Source organism: Roseibium aggregatum (assembly GCF_014692675.1).
Taxonomy (GTDB): Bacteria; Pseudomonadota; Alphaproteobacteria; order Rhizobiales; family Stappiaceae; genus Roseibium; species Roseibium aggregatum_C.
Map to the genome: position 1 here is coordinate 158,957 of NZ_JABFCZ010000009.1, position 19,866 is coordinate 178,822.

General features: G+C 62.7%; 20 protein-coding genes. 5 read left to right on the forward strand and 15 right to left on the reverse strand.

Going from position 1 to position 19,866, the window contains the following annotated elements; genetic code table 11:
• The first annotated feature begins 1 nt into the window (after nt 1).
• Nucleotides 2-1,117 (forward strand): ornithine cyclodeaminase, encoded by a 1,116-nt coding sequence (locus HK439_RS09885; RefSeq protein ID WP_190291238.1) that lies wholly within the window; start codon nt 2-4, stop codon nt 1,115-1,117.
• 1 nt (nt 1,118) lies between these two features.
• Here the strand turns inward: HK439_RS09885 and HK439_RS09890 are convergent, their stop codons facing one another.
• The 4 genes from HK439_RS09890 to rsmI form a co-directional block, all read right to left on the reverse strand.
• Nucleotides 1,119-1,463, reverse strand: coding sequence for an antibiotic biosynthesis monooxygenase family protein (locus HK439_RS09890; RefSeq protein WP_190291239.1), 345 nt, complete (start codon nt 1,461-1,463; stop codon nt 1,119-1,121).
• A 112-nt stretch (nt 1,464-1,575) separates the two neighbouring features.
• The gene (gene gshB / locus HK439_RS09895; protein ID WP_190291275.1) at nt 1,576-2,520 is read right to left on the reverse strand and encodes a glutathione synthase; all 945 of its coding nucleotides are present in this window, start codon (nt 2,518-2,520) and stop codon (nt 1,576-1,578) included.
• A 115-nt stretch (nt 2,521-2,635) separates the two neighbouring features.
• Entirely contained in the window at nt 2,636-3,028 is a 393-nt protein-coding gene (locus HK439_RS09900; RefSeq protein WP_190291240.1) for a YraN family protein, read from the reverse strand.
• A gap of 2 nt (nt 3,029-3,030) precedes the next feature.
• Entirely contained in the window at nt 3,031-3,960 is a 930-nt protein-coding gene (gene rsmI, locus HK439_RS09905) for a 16S rRNA (cytidine(1402)-2'-O)-methyltransferase (protein ID WP_190291241.1), read from the reverse strand.
• A gap of 233 nt (nt 3,961-4,193) precedes the next feature.
• Between rsmI and HK439_RS09910 the strand changes: the two genes are divergently transcribed.
• A complete protein-coding gene (locus HK439_RS09910; RefSeq protein ID WP_209011688.1) occupies nt 4,194-5,387 on the forward strand; it encodes a penicillin-binding protein activator in 1,194 nt (397 codons plus the stop codon).
• A gap of 47 nt (nt 5,388-5,434) precedes the next feature.
• Nucleotides 5,435-6,664, forward strand: a complete 1,230-nt coding sequence (gene coaBC, locus HK439_RS09915) for a bifunctional phosphopantothenoylcysteine decarboxylase/phosphopantothenate--cysteine ligase CoaBC (protein ID WP_190291242.1) — start codon at nt 5,435-5,437, stop codon at nt 6,662-6,664.
• Between the two features lie 2 nt (nt 6,665-6,666).
• On the opposite strand, the gene HK439_RS09920 is transcribed toward coaBC, so the two are convergent.
• The 3 genes from HK439_RS09920 to HK439_RS09930 form a co-directional block, all read right to left on the reverse strand.
• On the reverse strand, nt 6,667-7,467 hold the full coding sequence (locus HK439_RS09920) for a DODA-type extradiol aromatic ring-opening family dioxygenase (protein ID WP_190291243.1): 801 nt from the start codon (nt 7,465-7,467) through the stop codon (nt 6,667-6,669).
• A gap of 242 nt (nt 7,468-7,709) precedes the next feature.
• Nucleotides 7,710-8,279, reverse strand: coding sequence for an OmpA family protein (locus HK439_RS09925; RefSeq protein WP_190291277.1), 570 nt, complete (start codon nt 8,277-8,279; stop codon nt 7,710-7,712).
• 35 nt (nt 8,280-8,314) lie between these two features.
• On the reverse strand, nt 8,315-8,734 hold the full coding sequence (locus HK439_RS09930) for a hypothetical protein (RefSeq protein ID WP_209011689.1): 420 nt from the start codon (nt 8,732-8,734) through the stop codon (nt 8,315-8,317).
• Between the two features lie 172 nt (nt 8,735-8,906).
• Here HK439_RS09930 and dut point away from each other — a divergent pair, with 172 nt between their 5' ends.
• Nucleotides 8,907-9,356, forward strand: coding sequence for a dUTP diphosphatase (gene dut, locus HK439_RS09935; protein ID WP_190291244.1), 450 nt, complete (start codon nt 8,907-8,909; stop codon nt 9,354-9,356).
• 142 nt (nt 9,357-9,498) lie between these two features.
• The gene (gene cysK / locus HK439_RS09940) at nt 9,499-10,458 is read left to right on the forward strand and encodes a cysteine synthase A (RefSeq protein ID WP_190291245.1); all 960 of its coding nucleotides are present in this window, start codon (nt 9,499-9,501) and stop codon (nt 10,456-10,458) included.
• Between the two features lie 15 nt (nt 10,459-10,473).
• Here the strand turns inward: cysK and HK439_RS09945 are convergent, their stop codons facing one another.
• From HK439_RS09945 to HK439_RS09980, 8 genes are all read right to left on the reverse strand, one after another.
• Complete coding sequence (locus HK439_RS09945) at nt 10,474-10,794, reverse strand: heavy metal-binding domain-containing protein (RefSeq protein WP_190291246.1); 321 nt, start codon at nt 10,792-10,794, stop codon at nt 10,474-10,476.
• Between the two features lie 93 nt (nt 10,795-10,887).
• Nucleotides 10,888-11,850: an agmatinase gene (locus tag HK439_RS09950; RefSeq protein ID WP_190291247.1), complete on the reverse strand. Its 963-nt coding sequence runs from the start codon at nt 11,848-11,850 to the stop codon at nt 10,888-10,890.
• A gap of 152 nt (nt 11,851-12,002) precedes the next feature.
• Nucleotides 12,003-13,082, reverse strand: coding sequence for a tryptophan--tRNA ligase (gene trpS / locus HK439_RS09955; RefSeq protein WP_190291248.1), 1,080 nt, complete (start codon nt 13,080-13,082; stop codon nt 12,003-12,005).
• Nucleotides 13,083-13,204: 122 nt separating this feature from the next.
• Nucleotides 13,205-14,767, reverse strand: a complete 1,563-nt coding sequence (murJ, locus tag HK439_RS09960; RefSeq protein ID WP_190291249.1) for a murein biosynthesis integral membrane protein MurJ — start codon at nt 14,765-14,767, stop codon at nt 13,205-13,207.
• A 16-nt stretch (nt 14,768-14,783) separates the two neighbouring features.
• Nucleotides 14,784-17,606, reverse strand: a complete 2,823-nt coding sequence (locus HK439_RS09965) for a [protein-PII] uridylyltransferase (protein WP_190291250.1) — start codon at nt 17,604-17,606, stop codon at nt 14,784-14,786.
• A 133-nt stretch (nt 17,607-17,739) separates the two neighbouring features.
• Nucleotides 17,740-18,111, reverse strand: a complete 372-nt coding sequence (locus tag HK439_RS09970) for a helix-turn-helix domain-containing protein (protein ID WP_190291251.1) — start codon at nt 18,109-18,111, stop codon at nt 17,740-17,742.
• Between the two features lie 5 nt (nt 18,112-18,116).
• Entirely contained in the window at nt 18,117-18,695 is a 579-nt protein-coding gene (locus HK439_RS09975; RefSeq protein WP_190291252.1) for a Smr/MutS family protein, read from the reverse strand.
• Nucleotides 18,695-19,861: a murein transglycosylase A gene (locus HK439_RS09980; RefSeq protein ID WP_209011690.1), complete on the reverse strand. Its 1,167-nt coding sequence runs from the start codon at nt 19,859-19,861 to the stop codon at nt 18,695-18,697. Before HK439_RS09980 ends, HK439_RS09975 begins: the two co-directional genes overlap by 1 nt.
• Nucleotides 19,862-19,866: the final 5 nt, after the last annotated feature.

A 19,866-nucleotide genomic window follows, 5' to 3' on the forward strand; every position in this document is an offset into this window, starting at 1 on the left:
AATGACAATCAAACAAAACGGCCTTGCCCCATCGGCCACTTTCATCTCCGGTCCGGTTCCCTCGGATCTGGCTTACGTACCCTTTGTCAGCGTCGACAACATGATGAAGAACGTCCTTGCCGTGGGCGTGGAGGATTTCATTGAAGGCCTTGCCGCCTATATCGAAGAGGATTTCCGGCGCTGGGAAAGCTTCGACAAGAAGCCGCGCATCCCCGCCCATGCGCCCCAGGGCGTGATCGAGCTGATGCCGACCAGCGACGGCAAGACCTTCGGCTTCAAATACGTCAACGGCCATCCGGGAAACACGAAAAGCGGCCGGCAGACCGTGACCGGTTTCGGTGTCCTGTCGGATCTGTCAAACGGCTATCCGCTTCTCTTTACCGAGATGACGATCCTGACGGCCCTGCGCACGGCGGCGAATTCCGCCCTTGCGGCCAAATACCTGGCGCGCAGGAATGCCCGCACCATGGCGATCATCGGCAACGGTGCCCAGTCCGACTTTCAGGCGCTCGCCTTCAAGGCGCTGCTCGGCATCACCGATATCCGCGCCTATGATATCGATTTTCAGGCAAGCCTGCGCTTGTCGCGCAACCTGGCCGGTTCCGGCATCGACGTGACGGTGTGCAAGACGGCAGAAGACGCAATCGAAGGCGCGGATATCGTCACCACGGTCACCGCGGACAAGCGCTACGCCACGATCCTGACCGACAACATGGTCGGGCCGGGCATCCACATCAATGCCGTTGGCGGCGATTGCCCTGGCAAGACGGAACTGCACAAGGATATCCTGATGCGCTCCGACATCTTCGTGGAATTCCCGGATCAGACGTGGATCGAGGGCGAATGCCAGCAGTTGCCGCGCGACCATCCGGTGACCGAGCTCTGGCAGGTCTATACCGGTGTGGCGCCGGGCCGGACGTCGGACGACAGCATCACCCTTTTCGACAGCGTCGGCTTCGCCGTGGAGGATTTCGCGGCCCTGCGCTACGTGCACGACCTGCTGCCGAAGACCGGCCATTTCGAAAAGCTCGACCTCCTCGCCGATCCGGACGATCCGCGCGATCTCTTCGGCATGGTGCTGCGGTCGCAGGCGGCAAGCACAGGCGCCGCGGCTTAGGTCAACCGGCTGCGGACCGGATGCCGCCGTAATTTCCCATGTCGGCGGTAATTCCGAGCTCCTGCATGAACGCCTGCGGATTGAAACTCGTCCTCGCGTATTCGGCCGCGGCGATTGCGCGCGCGTTTTCCATGGCTTCCTGGCTGGCCCATTCCACGATGGTGACGAAATTGAACGTGCCGGGCCCTGAAACCTGTTCAAGCACCAGGTTCTGAAGGCAGCCCTCGAGGTTATCGAGAAGGGTCTGGATCGTCCTGAGCCGCTCGACGAAGGCATCGCGGGCCGCTTCGGGAACGATGAACTTGTCGACACGGAAAATCGAAGTTGTCTGCGGGACTGCCGTCATGATGGTGCTCCGGTGTTTGAAACGTGGGAGCAGACGCCTACCGCCTCAAGTTAAGTTGAGGTCAAGAGGCAACACAGAACTGGCATAGCCTGTAGGCGACGGAGCGCAGGGCTTAACGCCTCGCTTTCGCTTCCAGCACATCCCAGACCCGTGCGGCCACATCCGGCCCGCCGAGGTTCCGAATGGCGCGGATGCCGGTCGGGGCGGTGACGTTGATTTCCGTCAGCCAGCCGTCGATCACGTCGATCCCGACCAGGATCAGGCCCTTTTCCCGTAACGAGGGACCAAGCCTCTCGCAGATATGCCGCTCGCGGTCGGTCAGTTCGCTGTCCGTCGGCGCGCCGCCGCGGACCATGTTGGACCTGAGGTCGCCCTTGGCCGGAACGCGGTTGACTGCGCCGGCGAATTCGCCGTCGACAAGCAGGATGCGCTTGTCGCCATGCTTCACGTTCGGCAGGAACTGCTGGATCACCCAGGGTTCGCGGAAGGTGGCGGCGAAGAAATCGTAGAGCGAGCCGTAATTGAGGTCGTCGGCGGTAATCCGGAACACCGCGGCGCCGCCGTGACCGAACAGCGGTTTCATGACGATGTCGCCGTATTCGGCGCGGAACAGGTCAATCTCCGCCTTGTCGCGGGTGATCAGCGTCGGCGGCATCAGGTCGGCGAATTCGGTGACGAACAGCTTTTCCGGCGCATTGCGGACTTCGACCGGGTCGTTGACCACCAGCGTCTGCGGATGGATTTTCTGCAGGATATGGGTCGCTGCGATATAGGCGAGGTCGAACGGCGGATCCTGGCGCATCAGCACCACATCCATTTCCGCCATATTGAAGCGCTCTCGTTCGCCGAGGGTGAAATGGCTGCCCTTCTCGTCGCGGACGGTTACGGGCTCCAGGGCGCAGAAGACGTCGTCGCCGATCATGGCCAGCCGGTCGGGCGTGTAGTGATAAAGCGCGTGGCCGCGGGCCTGGGCTTCCAGCATCAGCGCAAACGCGCTGTCACCGGCAATATTGATCGAGGAAATATGGTCCATCTGGACCGCGACCTTGAGGGGCATGAAGGTTTCTCCCGGCGGGCGCGCCTGATCGAGCGCATTGGGATGAGTGTCTGTTGTGGGCATGATATGCGTCTGCCCGGGCCATTTGTCCAGAAGCGCGACGCAAACAGAACGTTCAGCCAAAGGCCTCGAAAGCGTTGGCGATGCGTTCCGGCCATCGCCAGGGCCGGACGATCACCACATCGAAACGCAGCGTATAGAAACCGGCCTTGGGGTGCTCCGCCACGAAGATCTTTGCCGCGTTCGCGATCCTGCGTTGGCTGGCGGGCGTGACGGCGTCGAGAGCGGCCTCCCGGGTTTTGCGCGCCTTGACCTCGATGAAGGCGATCGTCTTGCGCCGCTTGGCAATCAGATCGATCTCGCCGGACTTCGTCTTGTAGCGGCTTTTCAGGATGCGCCAGCCGGTGAGCCTCAAGGCCCAGGCGGCCCGGGTCTCGGCGGATAGACCCAGCGCATGGGCCCTGCGTCGTTTCTGCGGATCCTGACTGGGCTTTGTCCGGGTCCCCACGGTCAGTTTCCGTCCGATTTCAGATCCAGCGCCAGCTTGTAGAGCGCGTTGCGGTCGAGCCCGGTCTGTTTCGCCACCTGTTTGGCGGCCGCACTCACCGGCATCTCCGTCAGCGCCTGGCGAAGCAGCTCTTCCGCGTCTTCCTCGCTGGCTTCCTGGCTGTCCTGCGGCGGGCCGACCAGAATGACGATTTCCCCCTTGGGCGGGTCGCCGGCGAATTTTTCTGCCAGTTCGGCAAGCGTTCCCCGCTCGAAGGTCTCGAACCGCTTGGTCAGTTCCCGGGCGACGACGGCTTCACGTGCCGGCCCCATGATCTCCGACATGGTGGCAAGCGTCGCCCCCAAGCGTCTGGGCGATTCGAACAGGATCACGGTTGCCGGAATGGCACCCAGTTCCGCCAGACGGGTTTTCTTCGGGCCGCCCTTTTGCGGCAGGAAGCCTGCAAACAGCACCGTGTCACTCGGAAGGCCGGAGCCGACGAGGCCGGCAAGCGGCGCAGAGGCTCCGGGGATCGGCACGACCTTGTGACCGGCCTCCAGCACGTCCCGGACCAGCCTGTAGCCCGGATCGGAGACGAGCGGCGTGCCCGCATCGCTGACCAGGGCGACCGCCTCGCCCTTTTCAAGCGCGGCCAGGATCTTCGGACGTTGCTTGTCCGCATTGTGCTCGTGGTAGGGCATCAGCGGCGTCTTCAGGCCGAAACGATGGGTCAGGGTGCCCGTGGCGCGTGTGTCCTCGCAGGCGATTACGGCAGATGCAGCCAGGGTTTCCAGCGCACGCACGGTGATGTCGCCCAGGTTTCCGATGGGCGTGGCAACGATATAGAGCCCGGCCTCCAGACGTGGCGCGCTGAAATCATGTTCGCCTATGATGAACCGCCGGGTGGCCGGCTGGTCGGTCCCGGCCCCAGTTCCGGCAATGCCTTTTGTCATGCAGCCTCTCGATCCGCCGGCGGCTGCAGAAACCGCGTTGCAGCCAGCCGGAACCCTTGCGCTAATCGTGCCGGAGCGCCAATGCAAGTGCAAATCGGACCGAAGGTGCCCGGGCAGGATCAGGCTATGTGCCTAGAAATTACGGACTAAACTGGACAGCGGCCTGGTGAATCCGTAAGTGTTTACCAACAAGCGGCGAGGAGGCTGATTTGAATATCAAGCGGGTATTTCAGGTGAGAAAGCGCCCTAAAGCGATCGCTCGTGCCGGTATCATGCTGGCAGCGGCCTTCACGCTGGCCGGTTGCCAGGGGTCGAGCCTCGGATCCCTCCCCGGCTCGGCAATCACAACGGGTCAGGGCCCGGCCGTGAGCGGCGAAGTCATCGGGACCGGCTCCGTCCGCGTCGGGCTGCTGTTGCCGTTGAGTGCCGGCGGCGGCCAGTCGATCGGAACCGTCTTCCGCAATGCCGCCGAACTGGCCCTGGCCAATTTCCCCAATTCCGATATCCAGCTTCTCGTCAAGGATACGACGGGAACGGCGGAAGGCGGCCGTGCGGCGGCCCAGTCCGCCATTGCAGAAGGCGCCGAATTGATTCTCGGTCCCGTCTTTGCGCCAGCGGTTTCCGGCGCCGGGGCGGTGGCCCGGTCGTCCGGCATCCCGGTCGTCGCCTTTTCAACCGATGTGTCGGTCGCCTCCCGTGGCATTTATCTCTTGAGCTTCCTGCCCCAGGGCGATGTGTCCAGGATCATCGGCTATGCCGGAACCCAGGGCAAGCGGTCCTTTGCCGCGCTTATTCCGGACGACAGTTACGGCGCGGTGACCGAAGCCGCCTTCCGCCAGGAAGTCGGCCGGATCGGCGCCCGGATCGTCAGCATTCAGCGTTACAAGCTGAACGGCTCGGATACGTCCGATCTGATTGCCAAGACGAATGCCATCGGCGATGCAATCGGCAAGATCGACAGCCTGTACATTCCGGCCGGAGGCGGTGTCGCGCCGCTGGTTGTGCAGACGCTGGCGCAAAAGGGGATCAAGACCGGAGCCGTCAAGATCCTCGGCAGCGGCCAGTGGGACGGGCCGAACATGAAGAACAATCCGATCATGGCCGGCAGCTGGTACCCGGGACCGGACGATACCGGTTTCAAGGCCTTTTCCGCCCGGTATCAGGCCGCTTACGGTTCGGCGCCGCCGCGCAATGCGACCCTTGCCTATGACGGCGTCACCCTGGCGGCGGGTCTGGTCCGTTCGGCCGGGCCGCAGCGCTTTTCGACACGCATTCTCACCAATCGTGACGGCTTTATCGGGATCGACGGCCTGTTCAGGTTCCGCCCCAACGGGGAGAACGAACGCGGATTGGCGGTTTATCAGCTGACCGGATCGGGCGTGCAGGTGATCTCGCCGGCGCCGCGCGATTTCCGCTCGGGAACCTGATCCGTTTTTGCAACCCGCAACCCGGGTTGTCTTCTGGAGAAACGCGCATGCTCGCGGACAAGCGGATCGTCCTGATCATCAGCGGCGGAATTGCGGCTTACAAGGCGCTCGATCTGATCCGGCGGCTGCGGGAGCGCGGCGCGCAGGTCCGCCCGGTCATGACCCGCGGCGCCCGGGAATTCATCACGCCTCTGGCGGTCGGCGTCCTGGCGGCGGAAAAAGTCTACACCGATCTGTTCGACCGGGAGGCCGAACAGGATGTCGGCCATATCCGCCTCGCACGCGACAACGACCTGATCGTGATCGCGCCGGCAACGGCGGATCTCATGGCGAAGATGGCCCATGGCATTGCCGACGATCTGGCCACCGCGGTCCTGCTGGCAACCGACAAGCCGGTTCTCGTGGCGCCGGCCATGAACCCGAAAATGTGGTCGCATCCGGCAACCCGGCGCAATGTCGCGACCCTGGAAGCCGACGGTCTGTATTTCGTCGGTCCTGGCAAGGGAGAAATGGCGGAAAGCGGCGAGGCAGGCGTCGGACGCATGGCCGAGCCGCTCGAAATCGCAGAGGCTGCGGAGGCCATTCTGTCTGGCAAGGACGTTCCCGCACCGGCCGAAAAGCCGCTCGTCGGACGCCATGTGGTGATCACCTCCGGACCGACCCATGAGCCGATCGATCCGGTGCGCTATATCGCCAACCGGTCGTCGGGCAAGCAGGGGCATGCGATTGCCGCCGCTGCCGCCGCCGCCGGCGCCAGGGTCACGCTCGTTTCAGGGCCGGTGACCATTCCCGATCCGGAAGGGGTGAGCGTGGTCCATGTGGAAACCGCGTCAGAGATGCTGCAGGCGGTCAAGGCCGCCCTTCCCGCCGATGTGGCCATCATGGCTGCGGCGGTTGCCGACTGGCGGGTAGCCGGAGAAAGCAGCCAGAAGATCAAGAAGGAGGGGTCGGGCAAACCGCCGGCCCTCGATCTGGTCGAGAACCCGGATATTCTGGCGACCGTCGGCCATGACGAAGCGCTGCGGCCGCCTCTCTTGATCGGGTTCGCCGCCGAAACGCGGAACTTGATCGAAAACGCCCAGTCAAAACTGCAGCGCAAGAACGCCGACTGGATCGTCGCCAATGACGTCAGCCCGGAAACCGGCATCATGGGCGGGGATGCCAACACAGTGCGTATCGTGACCCGGCAGGGTGTCGAGGACTGGCCGGCCCTCGACAAGAAAGAAGTGGCAACCCGTCTCGTCGCCCGGATTGCCGGGCAACTGGCTGCCGAATAGGGTCAGGCCGCCTCGGCTGCAGGAAAGCTGTAGTAACTCATGCTGATCGAGCCGTGGGAATAGCTGCGGTGCAGGAGTTTGGCGGGCACATCCCGGCCGGCGGCGCCCATGGCGAAGAACAGTGGCAGCAGATGTTCCTCGGTCGGATGCGCCCGCCTGAATTCCGGCGCCTGGCTCAGGTCCGCGAACCAGGAAATATCTCCTTTACGCAGCCCGTCATCGATCCAGTCGTCAAAGGTCTTCGCCCACAGAGGTGCCGGCGCGCCTTCGCGATCGATCAGGCGCAGATTATGGGTCGTGCTTCCCGAACCGACGAGGAGGATTCCCTGTTCGGCGAGCGGAGCCAGACTGCGTCCGAGCGCATGCACGCTTTCCGGTGTGCTGCCATGGGGCAGGGAAAGCTCGACAACGGGCACGCTAAGCTTCGGATAGAGCAGCGAAAGCGGCACCCAGGCCCCGTGATCGAGACCCCAGGTCGTGTCTTCTGATGCGTCGATTCCCGCCGTCTGCAGCAGAGCCTCCACTTGCCCGACCAGTTCGGCGCTGGCTGCCGCCGGGTAGTTGATGTCGTAAAGCGGCTTGGGGAATCCATAAAAGTCATGGATGGTCTTCAACGGCCCCGGCGCGGACAGTTTCTGTCCGTCAGTCTCCCAGTGCGGAGACAGGATGACAATGCCTTTCGGCGCGGGAATTTTGTCGCCGAGTTCTTTCAGGAATCGCTGGGCCGGAATGTCGGTCAGAGCCAGCATCGGCGATCCGTGGGCAAGGAACAGGGGCGAGAGGGTTTCCGGTCCGGTGGTCATGGGCGTCTCCGGGATGCCTGCCGATCGTGACCGACAGGTTTCTTCTTGAACAATGATGTTTCGATTATCTCAAGAATGGGTCCGGCACCCGTTCGGCGGAAGAGAACTAAATTTCAAAGGCCCGTTCGCTATTTTCGAACAATAGCAAGGATGGCTTTTAAAGCTTTGGTTTTTAGCGGAGAATCAGAAAATGCGCGGCTGTTCCTGCCGCGCATTTCGCGAGTGACCTGTCCTGTCGGGCATCAGTAACCGACGTTGATCAGCTGAACCCGGCGGTTGACCTCGCTGTCCGGATGGGCGGGGTCGCGCAACTGCTCCTCGCCCAGCCCGACGGCTTCGAGCATTTCCGGCGGAACCCGGAAGGTCGTGATCAGGGCATCGCGGATGGCATCCGCCCGTCTCTGGGACAGTTTGAGATTGTATTCCCGGTCTCCCTTGGCGTCGGTGTGTCCGACGACGAAAAATTTCTGGCCCAGCAGATAAGGCGTGTGCAGGGCGTCGGCCATGATGCCGACGGTCTCATAGGATTCAGGACGGATGCGGGCGGAATCGAAATCGAAGGTGATTTCGACGACGAACTGGCGCAATTGGGCGAGCTTTGCCGCGAGCGGAAGCGCCTGGGATGCATTGTCTCCCGGATATTTCTGGATGTTCTCCAGCGCCTGCTTGCGCAGTTCATCGGTGCTGATGTCCACCTTGTTCTGGGCCCCTTGCAGGGACTGGATGATTTCATTGCGTGATAATTTGGTCTGGGCCGATGCGGGAACCTGCAGCAGGAGGGCGGCAACGCCGGCAGCGGCCAGGAAAGGCATGATTTTCATGACTTGCTCCATGAATACTTGAAAACTTACCGGTACCCGGCGAGATCAATGGCTTCGTTGCATTTGTCGCTGACGGTGCGCTGGGCTTTCAGAAGGCAGCGGAGAATGTAGCCGCTGCCTGCCTTGACGCCCTTGCATTTTTGCGCGGCGTCCCGGGCGCAGATTTTCGGGGCAGCCGCCTGCGCGGCAAAGCGGGCTTCGAGAAGGGCAGCCACTTTCACGCGGTCGGCATTGCACTGGGCCGAAATCTTTGACTGGTTCTTGTCTAGGCACTTGCCGATTTCGTTGTTGGCGAGATTGGCGCTCTTGCAGTAGGTCTCGATGTCCTTGCCGCAGCTTGCGCCCAGGATCTTGATGGCATCGCCAAACCCGACCGTCTGTGCCGTGGCGGGCATCGCCAGCCCTATTGCAAAGGCGGTCGATAGTGCCAGAAACATTCCACGCATTGACGTCTCCCTCGGTTGCTTCAACGGCAGATTGCAGCTTTTCATCCAGGCTTGGTTGCCGCAAGGGAAATTTCGCCAGTTGTGGCTACCGAAGCGGGCAAACTTGACAAGTCGTCAACGAAACGTCTCAGTCCGGCAAAGCCTTTTCCTTCCTCTGACAACGGAAATTTCCATGACCGCACGCCTTGAACTGAAACGCCTTGCCCATGGCGCCGACCTGCCGCTTCCGGCCTATCAATCGGATCTGGCCGCGGGTCTGGACCTGATGGCGGCGGTCGACGCGCCGCTGGTCCTGGAGCCGGGCAAGCGGGCGCTGGTGCCGACCGGGCTTGCGATGGCGATCCCCGCCGGGTTTGAAGGCCAGGTGCGGCCGCGGTCCGGACTGGCCGCAAAAAACGGGATTACCGTGCTCAACACACCGGGAACCATCGATGCCGACTACCGCGGCGAGGTGAAGGTCATCCTGATCAATCTCGGCGACGACGCCTTCACCATCGACCGCGGATCGCGGATCGCCCAACTCGTGATCGCGCCGATCCATCAGGCGGAAATCGTTGAAGTGGACGTCCTTTCGGAGACGGAGCGGGGCGTTGGCGGCTTCGGATCGACGGGTACGAAATGACGCTTGCGGGCGTAAATCGGATAATCGTTTTGTCGTCACGGCTACGAGATTGCCAATTGTATTCTTTTGCCCGGCCGCCGGGCTGGCTATGATGGCTTCAGATACAAGTCAAAAAGGCTGAAAGCCGTTCAGGGAGATACTCATGGCTGACAGGAAACCGGGCCGCGGAAAGATCTATTCCTCTATCACCGAAACCATCGGCGATACGCCGCTCGTCCGGCTCGACCGGCTGGCGGAAGCCCATGGGGTCAAGGCCAATTTGCTCGGCAAGCTGGAGTTCTTCAATCCGCTCGCCAGCGTCAAGGACCGGATCGGTGCCGCGATGATCGAGGCCATGGAGCGGGACGGCAAGATCGAGCCGGGCAAATCGGTTCTGGTCGAGCCGACCTCCGGCAATACCGGCATCGCGCTTGCCTTCGTCGCGGCGGCCAAGGGCTACCGGATGATCCTGGTCATGCCGGAAACCATGTCCGTCGAACGGCGGAAGATGTTCAAGATCCTGGGCGCCGAGCTTGAGCTCACCGATGGCGCCAAGGGTATGAAGGGCGCAATTGCCCGTGCCGAGGAACTGCTGACGGAAATCCCCAATTCGGTCATGCCGCAGCAGTTCGAAAACCCGGCCAACCCGGAAATTCACCGCCGGACGACGGCAGAGGAAATCTGGAACGATACGGATGGCGCCGTCGACGTGTTCGTGTCCGGCATCGGCACCGGCGGCACGATCACCGGTGTTTCCCAGGTGCTCAAGCAAAAGAAGCCCGATCTGCACGTGGTCGCCGTCGAACCGGCCGACAGCCCGATCCTGTCCGGCGGCCAGCCCGGTCCGCACAAGATCCAGGGCATCGGCGCCGGCTTTGTGCCCGGCGTGCTGGATACCTCCGTCTATGATGAGGTGGTCACCGTTTCCAATGACGAGGCCTTCGCCATGGCCCGCGAAGTCGCCGCAACCGAAGGCGTGCCGGTCGGCATTTCCTCAGGGGCTGCCCTGTCGGCTGCGATCAAGGTGGGCCAGCGCGACGGCATGGCCGGCAAGACCATCGTCGTCATCATCCCGTCCTTCGCCGAGCGTTATCTGTCGACGGCGCTATTCGAAGGGCTTTGAGGGAAGCTTCCATCTCTACCGCACGACGACAGCCGTGCCGGTGGCGGTGACCATCAGCATCGAGCCGTTCTGGCCGACGGTTTCATAGTCGAGATCGACGCCGATCACCGCATTGGCGCCCATGGACTGCGCCTGGGCTTGCATTTCGCTGATCGCGATCTGGCGGGCCCGGGCGAGTTCTTCCTCATAAGCACCCGAGCGGCCGCCAACGATGTCGCGGATACCGGCAAAGAGATCCTTGAACAGATTGGCGCCGAGGATCGCCTCGCCGGTCACAAGGCCCTTGTAATCGGTAATGTCGCGGCCCTGGAGCGTGTTCGTCGTCGTGGTCAGCATGCGTAGGTTCCTGTTTTCGGATCGTCTGTAAGTTTTTCGGACCTGAACATGGGAATAGCCGTGCGCGGCCGCAAGCATCTGGCGGGAAGTCTGTCAGGCCTTTGAACGGTGATGCAGGATCCGCCCGAGGGTATTCATGAGGATCTGGGCGGCGAGAATGCTGGTCGAGCCGGTCGGGTCGTAATCCGGTGCAACCTCGACCAGGTCGAGCCCGACGATATCCCCGCGCCTGGCGAGACCGTCGATAAATTCCAGGATCTCGTAATAGAGAAAGCCGCCGTGGCTCGGCGTGCCGGTCCCGGGCGCGATCGAAGGGTCGAAGGCGTCGATGTCGATGGTGAGATAGTAGCGGCTGCCGGCCGGTATCCGCGCCAGCATTCCGTCCACGCCGAGCTTGCGGAAGTGGCGCACCGACTGGATATCCGAGCCCATCTTCCGGGCGTCTTCATAGCCGTCGCGCGCTGTCGACGAGACGTTGCGGATGCCGATCTGGCTGAGCCCCGTCACATAGGGTTTTTCCGCCGCACGCCGCATCGGATTGCCGTGGCCGTAGCGCACGCCGTGACGTTCGTCGACGAAATCAAGATGGGCGTCGATCTGGACCACATGGATCGGACCCTGATCGTCAAAGGCGTTGATGCAGGGAATGTTGATCGAATGATCGCCGCCGAGCACCACCGGCAGCGCGCCGGCCGCGAGGATCTTGCGCACGCCTGTTTCAATATTGGCGTGGCTCCGGATCGTGTCGGTGTGGACGATGTCGGCATCGCCGATATCGACGATCCGGGTCGTCTCCGCAGGCAGATAGGTGATGTCGTCCTCGAAATCGTAGGCACCGGCATGGCCGAAGGAAAACAGCGTTGAGGCTTCCCGGATGCCGCGCGGCCCCATGCGGGCCCCTGAGCGCCACTGGGTGCCGAAATCAAACGGCGCGCCCATAACCGCCACATCCGCGTCGATGGCGTCCCAGTCCGGCTGATAGGGGAATTTGCCGAACGTACAGATCCCGACAAAGGGCAGGTTCAGACGTCCCGATTCATATCCGTGCGATGCCAAGGTCTTGTCTCCGTTCGTGTGGTCCGGAACCTGAGCTTAAGCCGCGGACGGCCGGAATTTCACCCCTAAATTCAAACTCTTCGGAGAGGACAAAAGAAAACGCCCGGCTTGTCCGGCCGGGCGTTCTGTCGTTTCACGTGAATCCGGACCGTTCAGGCCACGTCGAGAAAACCGATGATCTTGCGCACATCCGCCAGGATCGGGTCGGCGATCGCCGCCGCCTTTTCCGCGCCGTCCTTCAGGATCCGGTCGATTTCCGCCGGATCGGAGGTCAGGCGGCGCATTTCCTTGGTCAGCGGCGCAAGCTTGGCCACCGCCAGGTCGGCCAGGGCCGGCTTGAAGGCGGAGAACTGCTCGCCGCCGAAGTCCTTCAGCACCTCTTCCTTGGTGTGACCGGCAAGGGCGGCATAGATGCCGACCAGGTTGTCCGCTTCCGGACGGCCTTCCAGGCCCTTGATCTCGCTCGGCAGGGCGTCAGGATCGGTCTTGGCCTTGCGGATCTTCTTGGCGATGGAATCGGCGTCGTCGGTCAGGTTGATGCGCGACAGATCCGACGGATCGGATTTCGACATCTTCTTGGTACCGTCCCTGAGCGACATGATCCGCGTCGCCGGCCCGGTAATCATCGGCTCGGTGATCGGGAAATACAGCTCCTCGGGAAGCTCGGGAGACGGCGTCGGGTTCGGGACGCCCACGCCGAGTTCCTTGATCCGGTCGGCGAAGTCGTTGTTGAACTTCTGCGCGATATCCCGGGTCAGCTCCAGGTGCTGCTTCTGGTCGTCGCCAACCGGCACATGGGTTGCGCGGTAGGCCAGGATGTCGGCCGCCATCAGGTTCGGATAGGCGAACAGGCCGACGGAGGCGTTTTCCCGGTTCTTGCCGGCCTTTTCCTTGAACTGGGTCATCCGGCTGAGCCAGCCCATGCGCGCCACGCAGTTGAAGATCCAGGCCAGTTCCGCATGGGCGCGGACCTGGGACTGGTTGAAGATGATCGACTTCTTCGGGTCGATGCCGGCGGCCATATAGGCCGCGGTCACTTCGCGGGTGGCACTTTGAAGCTCTCCCTGTTCCGGAAAGCTCGCAGTGATGGCGTGCAGGTCCACGACGCAGAAAATCGTTTCCATCTGGTCCTGCAAGGGCACCCAGCGGGACACCGCGCCGAGATAGTTGCCGAGATGGAGATTGCCGGTCGGCTGAACGCCGGAAAAGACACGGGGCTGGAACGCCGTCATGGAATAGTCCCTAAATTCTGGAAACCGGTTGGAAGGGTCCGATTTGGGTTGTGGTGCGGCTTCTTAGGGCAGACCGGTCCGCCTTTGCAAGCCGCGATCGCCGCTATGGTGTATTCGGCAGCTCAGGTGTTGCGCCGCTTCAACGATTTCACGTGGCCGATGAGATTGCTGCCCCCAGTCACCTGGGCAAAAATCGCGAAACTCGCCATGCCGACCAGGACCAGGGCCGCGAGGGCCGCCGCCCGAATCGGCAGGGCCGGGCCGAACAGCCAGCCGGACAGGCCGACCGCCGAAAAATGCAGGATCAGGCCCATCAGCAGGCTGGCTGCGAGGATCAGCACGATTTTCCTGAGCACGCGGACGTCCGGGGAAAAATGCCCGCGGCGCCAGAGCACGATCCCGAGCAGGCCGGTGTTGACCCAGCCGGCGACGGTGGTCGCAAGCGCAATCCCGACATGTTTGAAGACGGGAAACAGCGCCACGGACAGCGCCACGTTCACCACCATGCCAATTGCCGCGAACCACATCGGCGTCTTGGTGTCCTCGCGGGCGAAATAGCCGGGCGAAAACACCTTGTTGAGCACGAAGGCGGGCAGCCCGAAGGCAAAGGCGGCCAGCGCCATGGCCGTGCCGTCGACGGCAATCGCGTCGAACTTGCCGCGCTGGAACAGGACCGAAACGATTTCGCGCGGAATGACGGCAAGCGCGACAGCCGCCGGCAGGGTCAGGACGAGCGAAAATTCAAGGGCGTTGTTCAGGCTGCGCTGATACTGGTCCTCGTGTCCGCCGCGCAGCTGCCGGGTCAGGCTCGGCAGCAGGACCACGCCGATTGCGATGCCGATGACCCCGAGCGGAAGCTGGTAAAGCCGGTCGGCGTAGTAGAGCAGGGCGTTGGCGCCATCCTGCATGGAGGCGATGATCTGGCCGACGGCCACATTGATCTGGGTGACGCCGCCCGCCAGAACGCCCGGAATTCCGAGCGCCAGAAGCCGCTTCGCCGATTTCGTGTAGCGCGGGCGGAACACGGGGATGGAAAAGCCGAGGCGCTTCAGGTCCCAGGCGACGACGGCAAGCTGGACGATGCCGGCGACGGCAACACCGGTACACAGGATGATGCCGAGCAGGCGATCGTTGTCGACGCCGACCATGAGGACGGTGCCGAGGACGCCGGCCATGACGATATTCAGCATGACCGGGGCAAAAGCCGCCGCTGCAAACCGCTGATAGGTGTTGAGAATGCCGCTGATGAAGGCGAGCAGCGACATGAAGATCAGATAGGGAAATGCGATCCGCGCCATCAGTACGGTAAGGTCGAATTTCTGCGCATCGTCGATAAAGCCGGGCGCCAGAACCCAGACCACCGCCGGCATGAAGATCTGTGCCAGGGCGGTCAGGATCAGCAGGCAGAAAAGCAGTGCCGCGGCGATTTCGCCGGCGAGTTTCCGGGCGCCCTCGTCGCCTTCCTCCTCGACCGCCCGCCCGAATAGCGGCACGAAGGCGGAGTTGAAGGCGCCCTCGGCAAAAAGTCGCCGGAACAGGTTGGGCAGGCGGAAGGCGACCACGAAGGCGTCGGCGACCGGACCCGTGCCCACCACCGCCGCCAGCATGGTATCGCGCACGAAACCGAGAAGCCGGCTGGCCATGGTTGCGCCGCCGACGGTGGCGAAATTCTTCAAAAGGCTCATCGGCTGGGCTCCGCGATCACGAAGCTCGGCGCGATATGGGGGCGGCCGGGTTCGTCTCGACATCTCCGTTGACGGCGGCGATCAGCCGCTCGCGAATGATTTCCTGCCGCCCGACATTGGCGATTTTCTGACCGGTCAGGTCGGTGACGTAAAAAACGTCGACGACGCGCTCGCCGAAGGTCGAAATATGGGCGGAGCCGATATTCAGGTTCAAGGTCGCGATGGCCCGGGTCAGGTCGTAAAGCAGGCCCGGACGGTCGAGACCGGAAATCTCCAGCACCGTGTAGTCGTCGGACCAGGAATTGTTGACCAGCGCATCCGCTTCGATGTTGAAGGCCTTCATGCGGCCCTTGACCGGGTTTTTCGTGGCCACGGCCTTCGGCAGCTGCGCCTCGCCCGTCAGCGATTTCGCGATCAGCGCCGTGATCCGTTCGCCGCGGCGGCGCTCGTCCTCGTCGCCGGGAAGTTCGCGGCTGATGAAGATCGTATCCAGCGCAAAGCCGTCGGTCGTGGTGTCGATCTGCGCATCGACGATATTGCCGCCGGTGGAAAAACACGCGCCGGCGATCGTCTGCAGCAGGCGCGGATGGTCCGGCGCCAGCACGGTGATTTCCGTCACCCCTTCAAAGGCATGGGGCCTGACGTCGAAGGCGAGCGGCTGGCCGGTTTCATCCGCCTTCCGGATCAGTTCCGCATGGCGCAGCCGGCGTTCCGGCGCGCACCTGAGCCAGTAGGCGGCATAGTGCCGGTCGGCATAGGTCTCGCGCTCCTTCGCCGGCCAGTGGCCGAGCTGTGCCAGCAGGTCCTGCTTTGCCTGGTCGATCACCTGGTGATGGGAAATCTTGCTGTGGCCGCCGCTCAGGAGCGGTTCGCACTGGTAGTAGAGCGTTCTGAGCAGCTGACCCTTCCAGCCGTTGAAAACGCCGGGACCGACCGCGCGGATGTCCGCAACGGTCAGGATCAGGAGCAGCTTCAGCCGTTCCATCGACTGCACCAGCTTGGCGAAGTCGTTGATGGTCTTCGGGTCGGAAAGATCGCGGGACTGGGCGATGGTGCTCATGTCCAGATGATGCTCGATCAGCCAAGCGACGGTATCCGTTTCCGCACCGTTCAGTCCGAACCGCGGACACAGCTTGCGGGCGATCCTGGCGCCCGCAATGGAATGGTCTTCCGGCCGACCTTTGGCAATGTCGTGCAGGAACATGGCCACGTAGAGGATTTTCCGGCTCTGCAGCGTCCGGATCAGATCCGTGGAAAGCGGATGATCCTCGCCCGAATCGCCGCGCTCGATCTGGGCGAGAACGCCGATGGAGCGGATCAGGTGCTCGTCCACCGTGTAGTGGTGGTACATGTTGAACTGCATCATGGCGACGACCTTGCCGAAATCGGGCACGAACCGCCCGAGAACCCCGGTCTCGTTCATCTTGCGCAGGACCTTTTCCGGTGAATTGCGCGAGGTCAGGACCGACAGGAACAGCCGGTTGGCTTCCGGGTCGTTGCGTAAGGCGCTGTCGACGAGCTTGAGCGACCGGCGGATCAGCTTGGTCAGCTCCGGATGCAGATAATAGCCGTGCTTGTCGGCAAGCTGGAAAATGCGGATCAGGTTGGTCGGATCGTCGACGAAGACCTTGTCCGAAACGGCATTCAACCGGTTGTTCTCGATGACGAAGCTGTTCGTTCCCTCCACCGGGCGGGGCGCGTCGCTCGGCCGGCCGGCGCGCAGCCGCCGCATCAGTCCGGTGATCCCCCTTCCCTCCGGTTCCTTGACGTGCTGGTTTTCCAGCGCCGCGCACAGGATGCGGGTGAGATCGCCCACGTCCTTGGCCACCAGGAAGTAGTGTTTCATGAAGCGCTCGACATCCTTCATGCCCGGATGCTGGGTGTAGCCGAGCCGGATGGCGATTTCCCGCTGCACGTCGAAGGAAAGCCGTTCCTCTGCGCGTCCCGTCATGAAATGAAGGTGACAGCGAACCGCCCACAGGAAGTCTTCCGACTTGACGAAGCGGCGGTACTCGCCGCGCGACAGCACGCCCTTTTTCACCAGATCCGACTGGTTTCGGACCCGGTAATGGTACTTCGCGATCCAGAACAGGGTGTTGAGATCGCGCAGGCCCCCCTTGCCTTCCTTGATGTTCGGTTCGACCAGATAGCGCGAGGTTCCCTGGCGCCGGTGCCGCTCGTCCCGTTCTTCCAGCTTGGCCTCGATGAACTCCGAACTCGTTCCCTTGACGACCTCTTCGTCGAAGCGGGAGACGAGATCGTTGAACAGCGGCTCGTCGCCCCAGATATAGCGCGCCTCCAGGATCGCGGTGCGGATGGTCATGTCGCTTTTCGACAGGCGGATGCACTCGTCGATGTTGCGGGTCGCGTGGCCGACTTTCAGCCCCAGGTCCCACAGCATGTAGAGGATATATTCGACGACCTGTTCGCCCCAGGGCGTCTGCTTGTAGGGAAGAACGAACAGGAGGTCGACGTCCGATCCTGGCGCCAGCGTTCCCCGTCCGTAGCCGCCGACGGCGACAACGGCCATGCGTTCGGCGGTCGAGGGGTTCTTGATCCGGTAGACGTGATAAAGCGCAAAATCGTAGATGACACGGATCAGCTCGTCCTGAAGAAAGGACAGGCGCTGGGCGCATTTCAGGCCGCTGCCGTCGTCGTTGAGTCCCTTTTCCGCGACCGCCCTGCCGGTCTTCATCGCTTCCTTCAATTCGCCAAGAACGGCGGAGCGGGTTTTCAGGTCCGATCCGTCGCCGTCACTGGCCTTGGTCAGGTCCGTGAGCTTCTGGCGCAGCGCCGTGGAATCGATCAGGCCGGCGATATCGTCTTTGGTCAGGGTCATTCTCGTTGGTCCATGCCCGGTCTTGGTTTCGTCGGCGGGAGCAGCGGGAGGCGAACTCTCTCAGGCACCTTATAACGCATTGGCGGATAATGCCCTGTAAAGACCGGGGCGCTCCGGTACAACAGGATTCAAGTTAAATGCCGTCTTTTGCGGCAACAACGCGCAACTGGTGCAGGAGATGGGCAAGCGATTCCGGCGACAATCCGCCGATCTTGGCGGCAAGCTGGTTGGAAAGTTCGGTCGCCCGCGGGTCCATTCCGGCCGTGTCGATCGTCACCTTCGGATCGGAAAGCTCCGCCAGCCGCTGGATTTCCTCCGCCTCGTCCCAGATGACGTTGAAATAGGTAATGATCCTCTGGACCAGAAACCAGGTCGGCTTGCCGCGCTTGCCGTGTTCAAGGGCCGAAAGATAGGCACTGGAGACCGACAGGGCCCCGGCCATTTCCTTGAGGGAAACGCCGCGTTTGGCCCGCAATTCGCGAATTTTTGCGCCAAGAGGTGTCACGGATCTCACCTTTTCCTGCGAATTCGGACGTAAAGAGCACCGGAGCCGCCGTGGCTCGCGTGGGCTTCTTCATATCCGACCACCACCGACCTCATGTCTGGCATGGCAAGCCATTGTGGCACAACCCGCCTGAGGACGCCGCGTTCGTCCATGAAGCCGCCCCCGCCTCTTTCCTGTCCCTTGCCGGTAATCACCAGAACCACCTTGTGGCCGCTTGCCTGCGCCGAATGGAGGAAGTGGCGCAGTCTTCCGTGGGCCTGATGCTGTGTGAGGCCGTGCAGGTCGATCCGGCCGTCGATCGGCTTGACGCCGCGCACCAGCTTTTTTCGGAACCTGTGTTCAAGCGTGTGCAGCGGCGGTGGTGGGGCGGGTTTCGGCTGTGCCGGCGGGGTGCGGATTGCCGTTGCTGTCTTTGCCGGGCGCTTCCGTTCTTCGGCTTCCGGCGCTGAAAGGCCGGCATCGTCCGGGTCGGGCATGACCTGACGTTCGGGATGCAGCGGGGTGAGGGTCCTGGTCACCTTTGCCCAGATTTCCCGGTCTTCCGGGGAAAGTTGCCCCTTTTTCCGCCGCTTGCCGGAGGTCATCAGTGATCCCTCCGCGGCAGGAGCAGGATCATCTCCCCCGTGTGGCGGATGTCGCCGGCGATCTGTCCGGCCCGGTCGCCGGAGCCGGTGAAGATGTCGCCCCGGGCCTCACCGCGAATGGCGGAGCCCGTGTCGTCGGCAATCAGCAGCCGGCCGAATTGCGTCTTCGGTCTTTCCGGGTCCGGAATTCCGGCGGAGACGAAGACCGGCATGCCGTAAGGGATATGGCGCGGGTCGACTGCGAGGCTCCGTCCGGCCACGAGCGGCAGGTCGGCGGCGCCCACCGGTCCGTCATCCGGATTTTCAAGCGTCACTTCCCGGAAGAAGATGAAGGATCGGTTTTCCTTGAACAGCGCGTCCCGCCGGTCGGGATTGTCCTCCAGCCATTTTCGCAGGCCGGACATGGTGAGTTCTTCTGGCGTGCCCTCGCCGCGCTCCACCAGGACACGGGCAATGGACGTATAGGGGTAGCCCGCCTTGCCCGCGTATCCGACCCGCATCACCGATCCATCGGTCAGGCGCAGCCGTGCGGAGCCCTGGACATGGACGAAATAGGCGTCCACCGGATCGGCGAGCCAGACCAGTTCCAGATGCTCATCGTCAAGCGCGCCGTCCATGATCTCGCCCCGGTCGGGCAGCGGCACCAGGCCCTTGTCCGTCCGCAGGCCATGACTCAGCTCCGCGGGCCAGTCTTCGGGACGATTGGCGTCGGTAATGGCCTCGAGACCGGCCGGCGCCTTCAGCAGGGGAACGGAAAAGTCCGGCGTGCGGACCCGCGAGGCGGGCAGTTCCGGTTCGAAATAGCCGGTCACGAAGCCGTTTGTGTCGATCCGGTACGGGGTGAACCGGGCTTCGAAAAACGATCGCGCCGCGTCCGTATCGGCGTCGGGAACCTCTGACGCTTCCCGGCAGAGATCGGCCGCATCACCGGCTGACAGTCCGAACGGTTCCGCTCGTAGAAACGGGAAGGGCGGCACACAGAAACGCAAAAACGCGGCAAGCGCTTTTCCCTGATCGTCCTCCTGCCAGCCGGGAATGGCGGTGAAGGCAATCTCGGTCATCGTGGGAAGGGAGGTGTGATCAGGGGACATGGCGGCGGCTCTACCCGTCAACGAGCCTGGAACGACCGGATCGCACAGCGCAAGGAGCAGGCCGAGCGCGGCCAATCCGG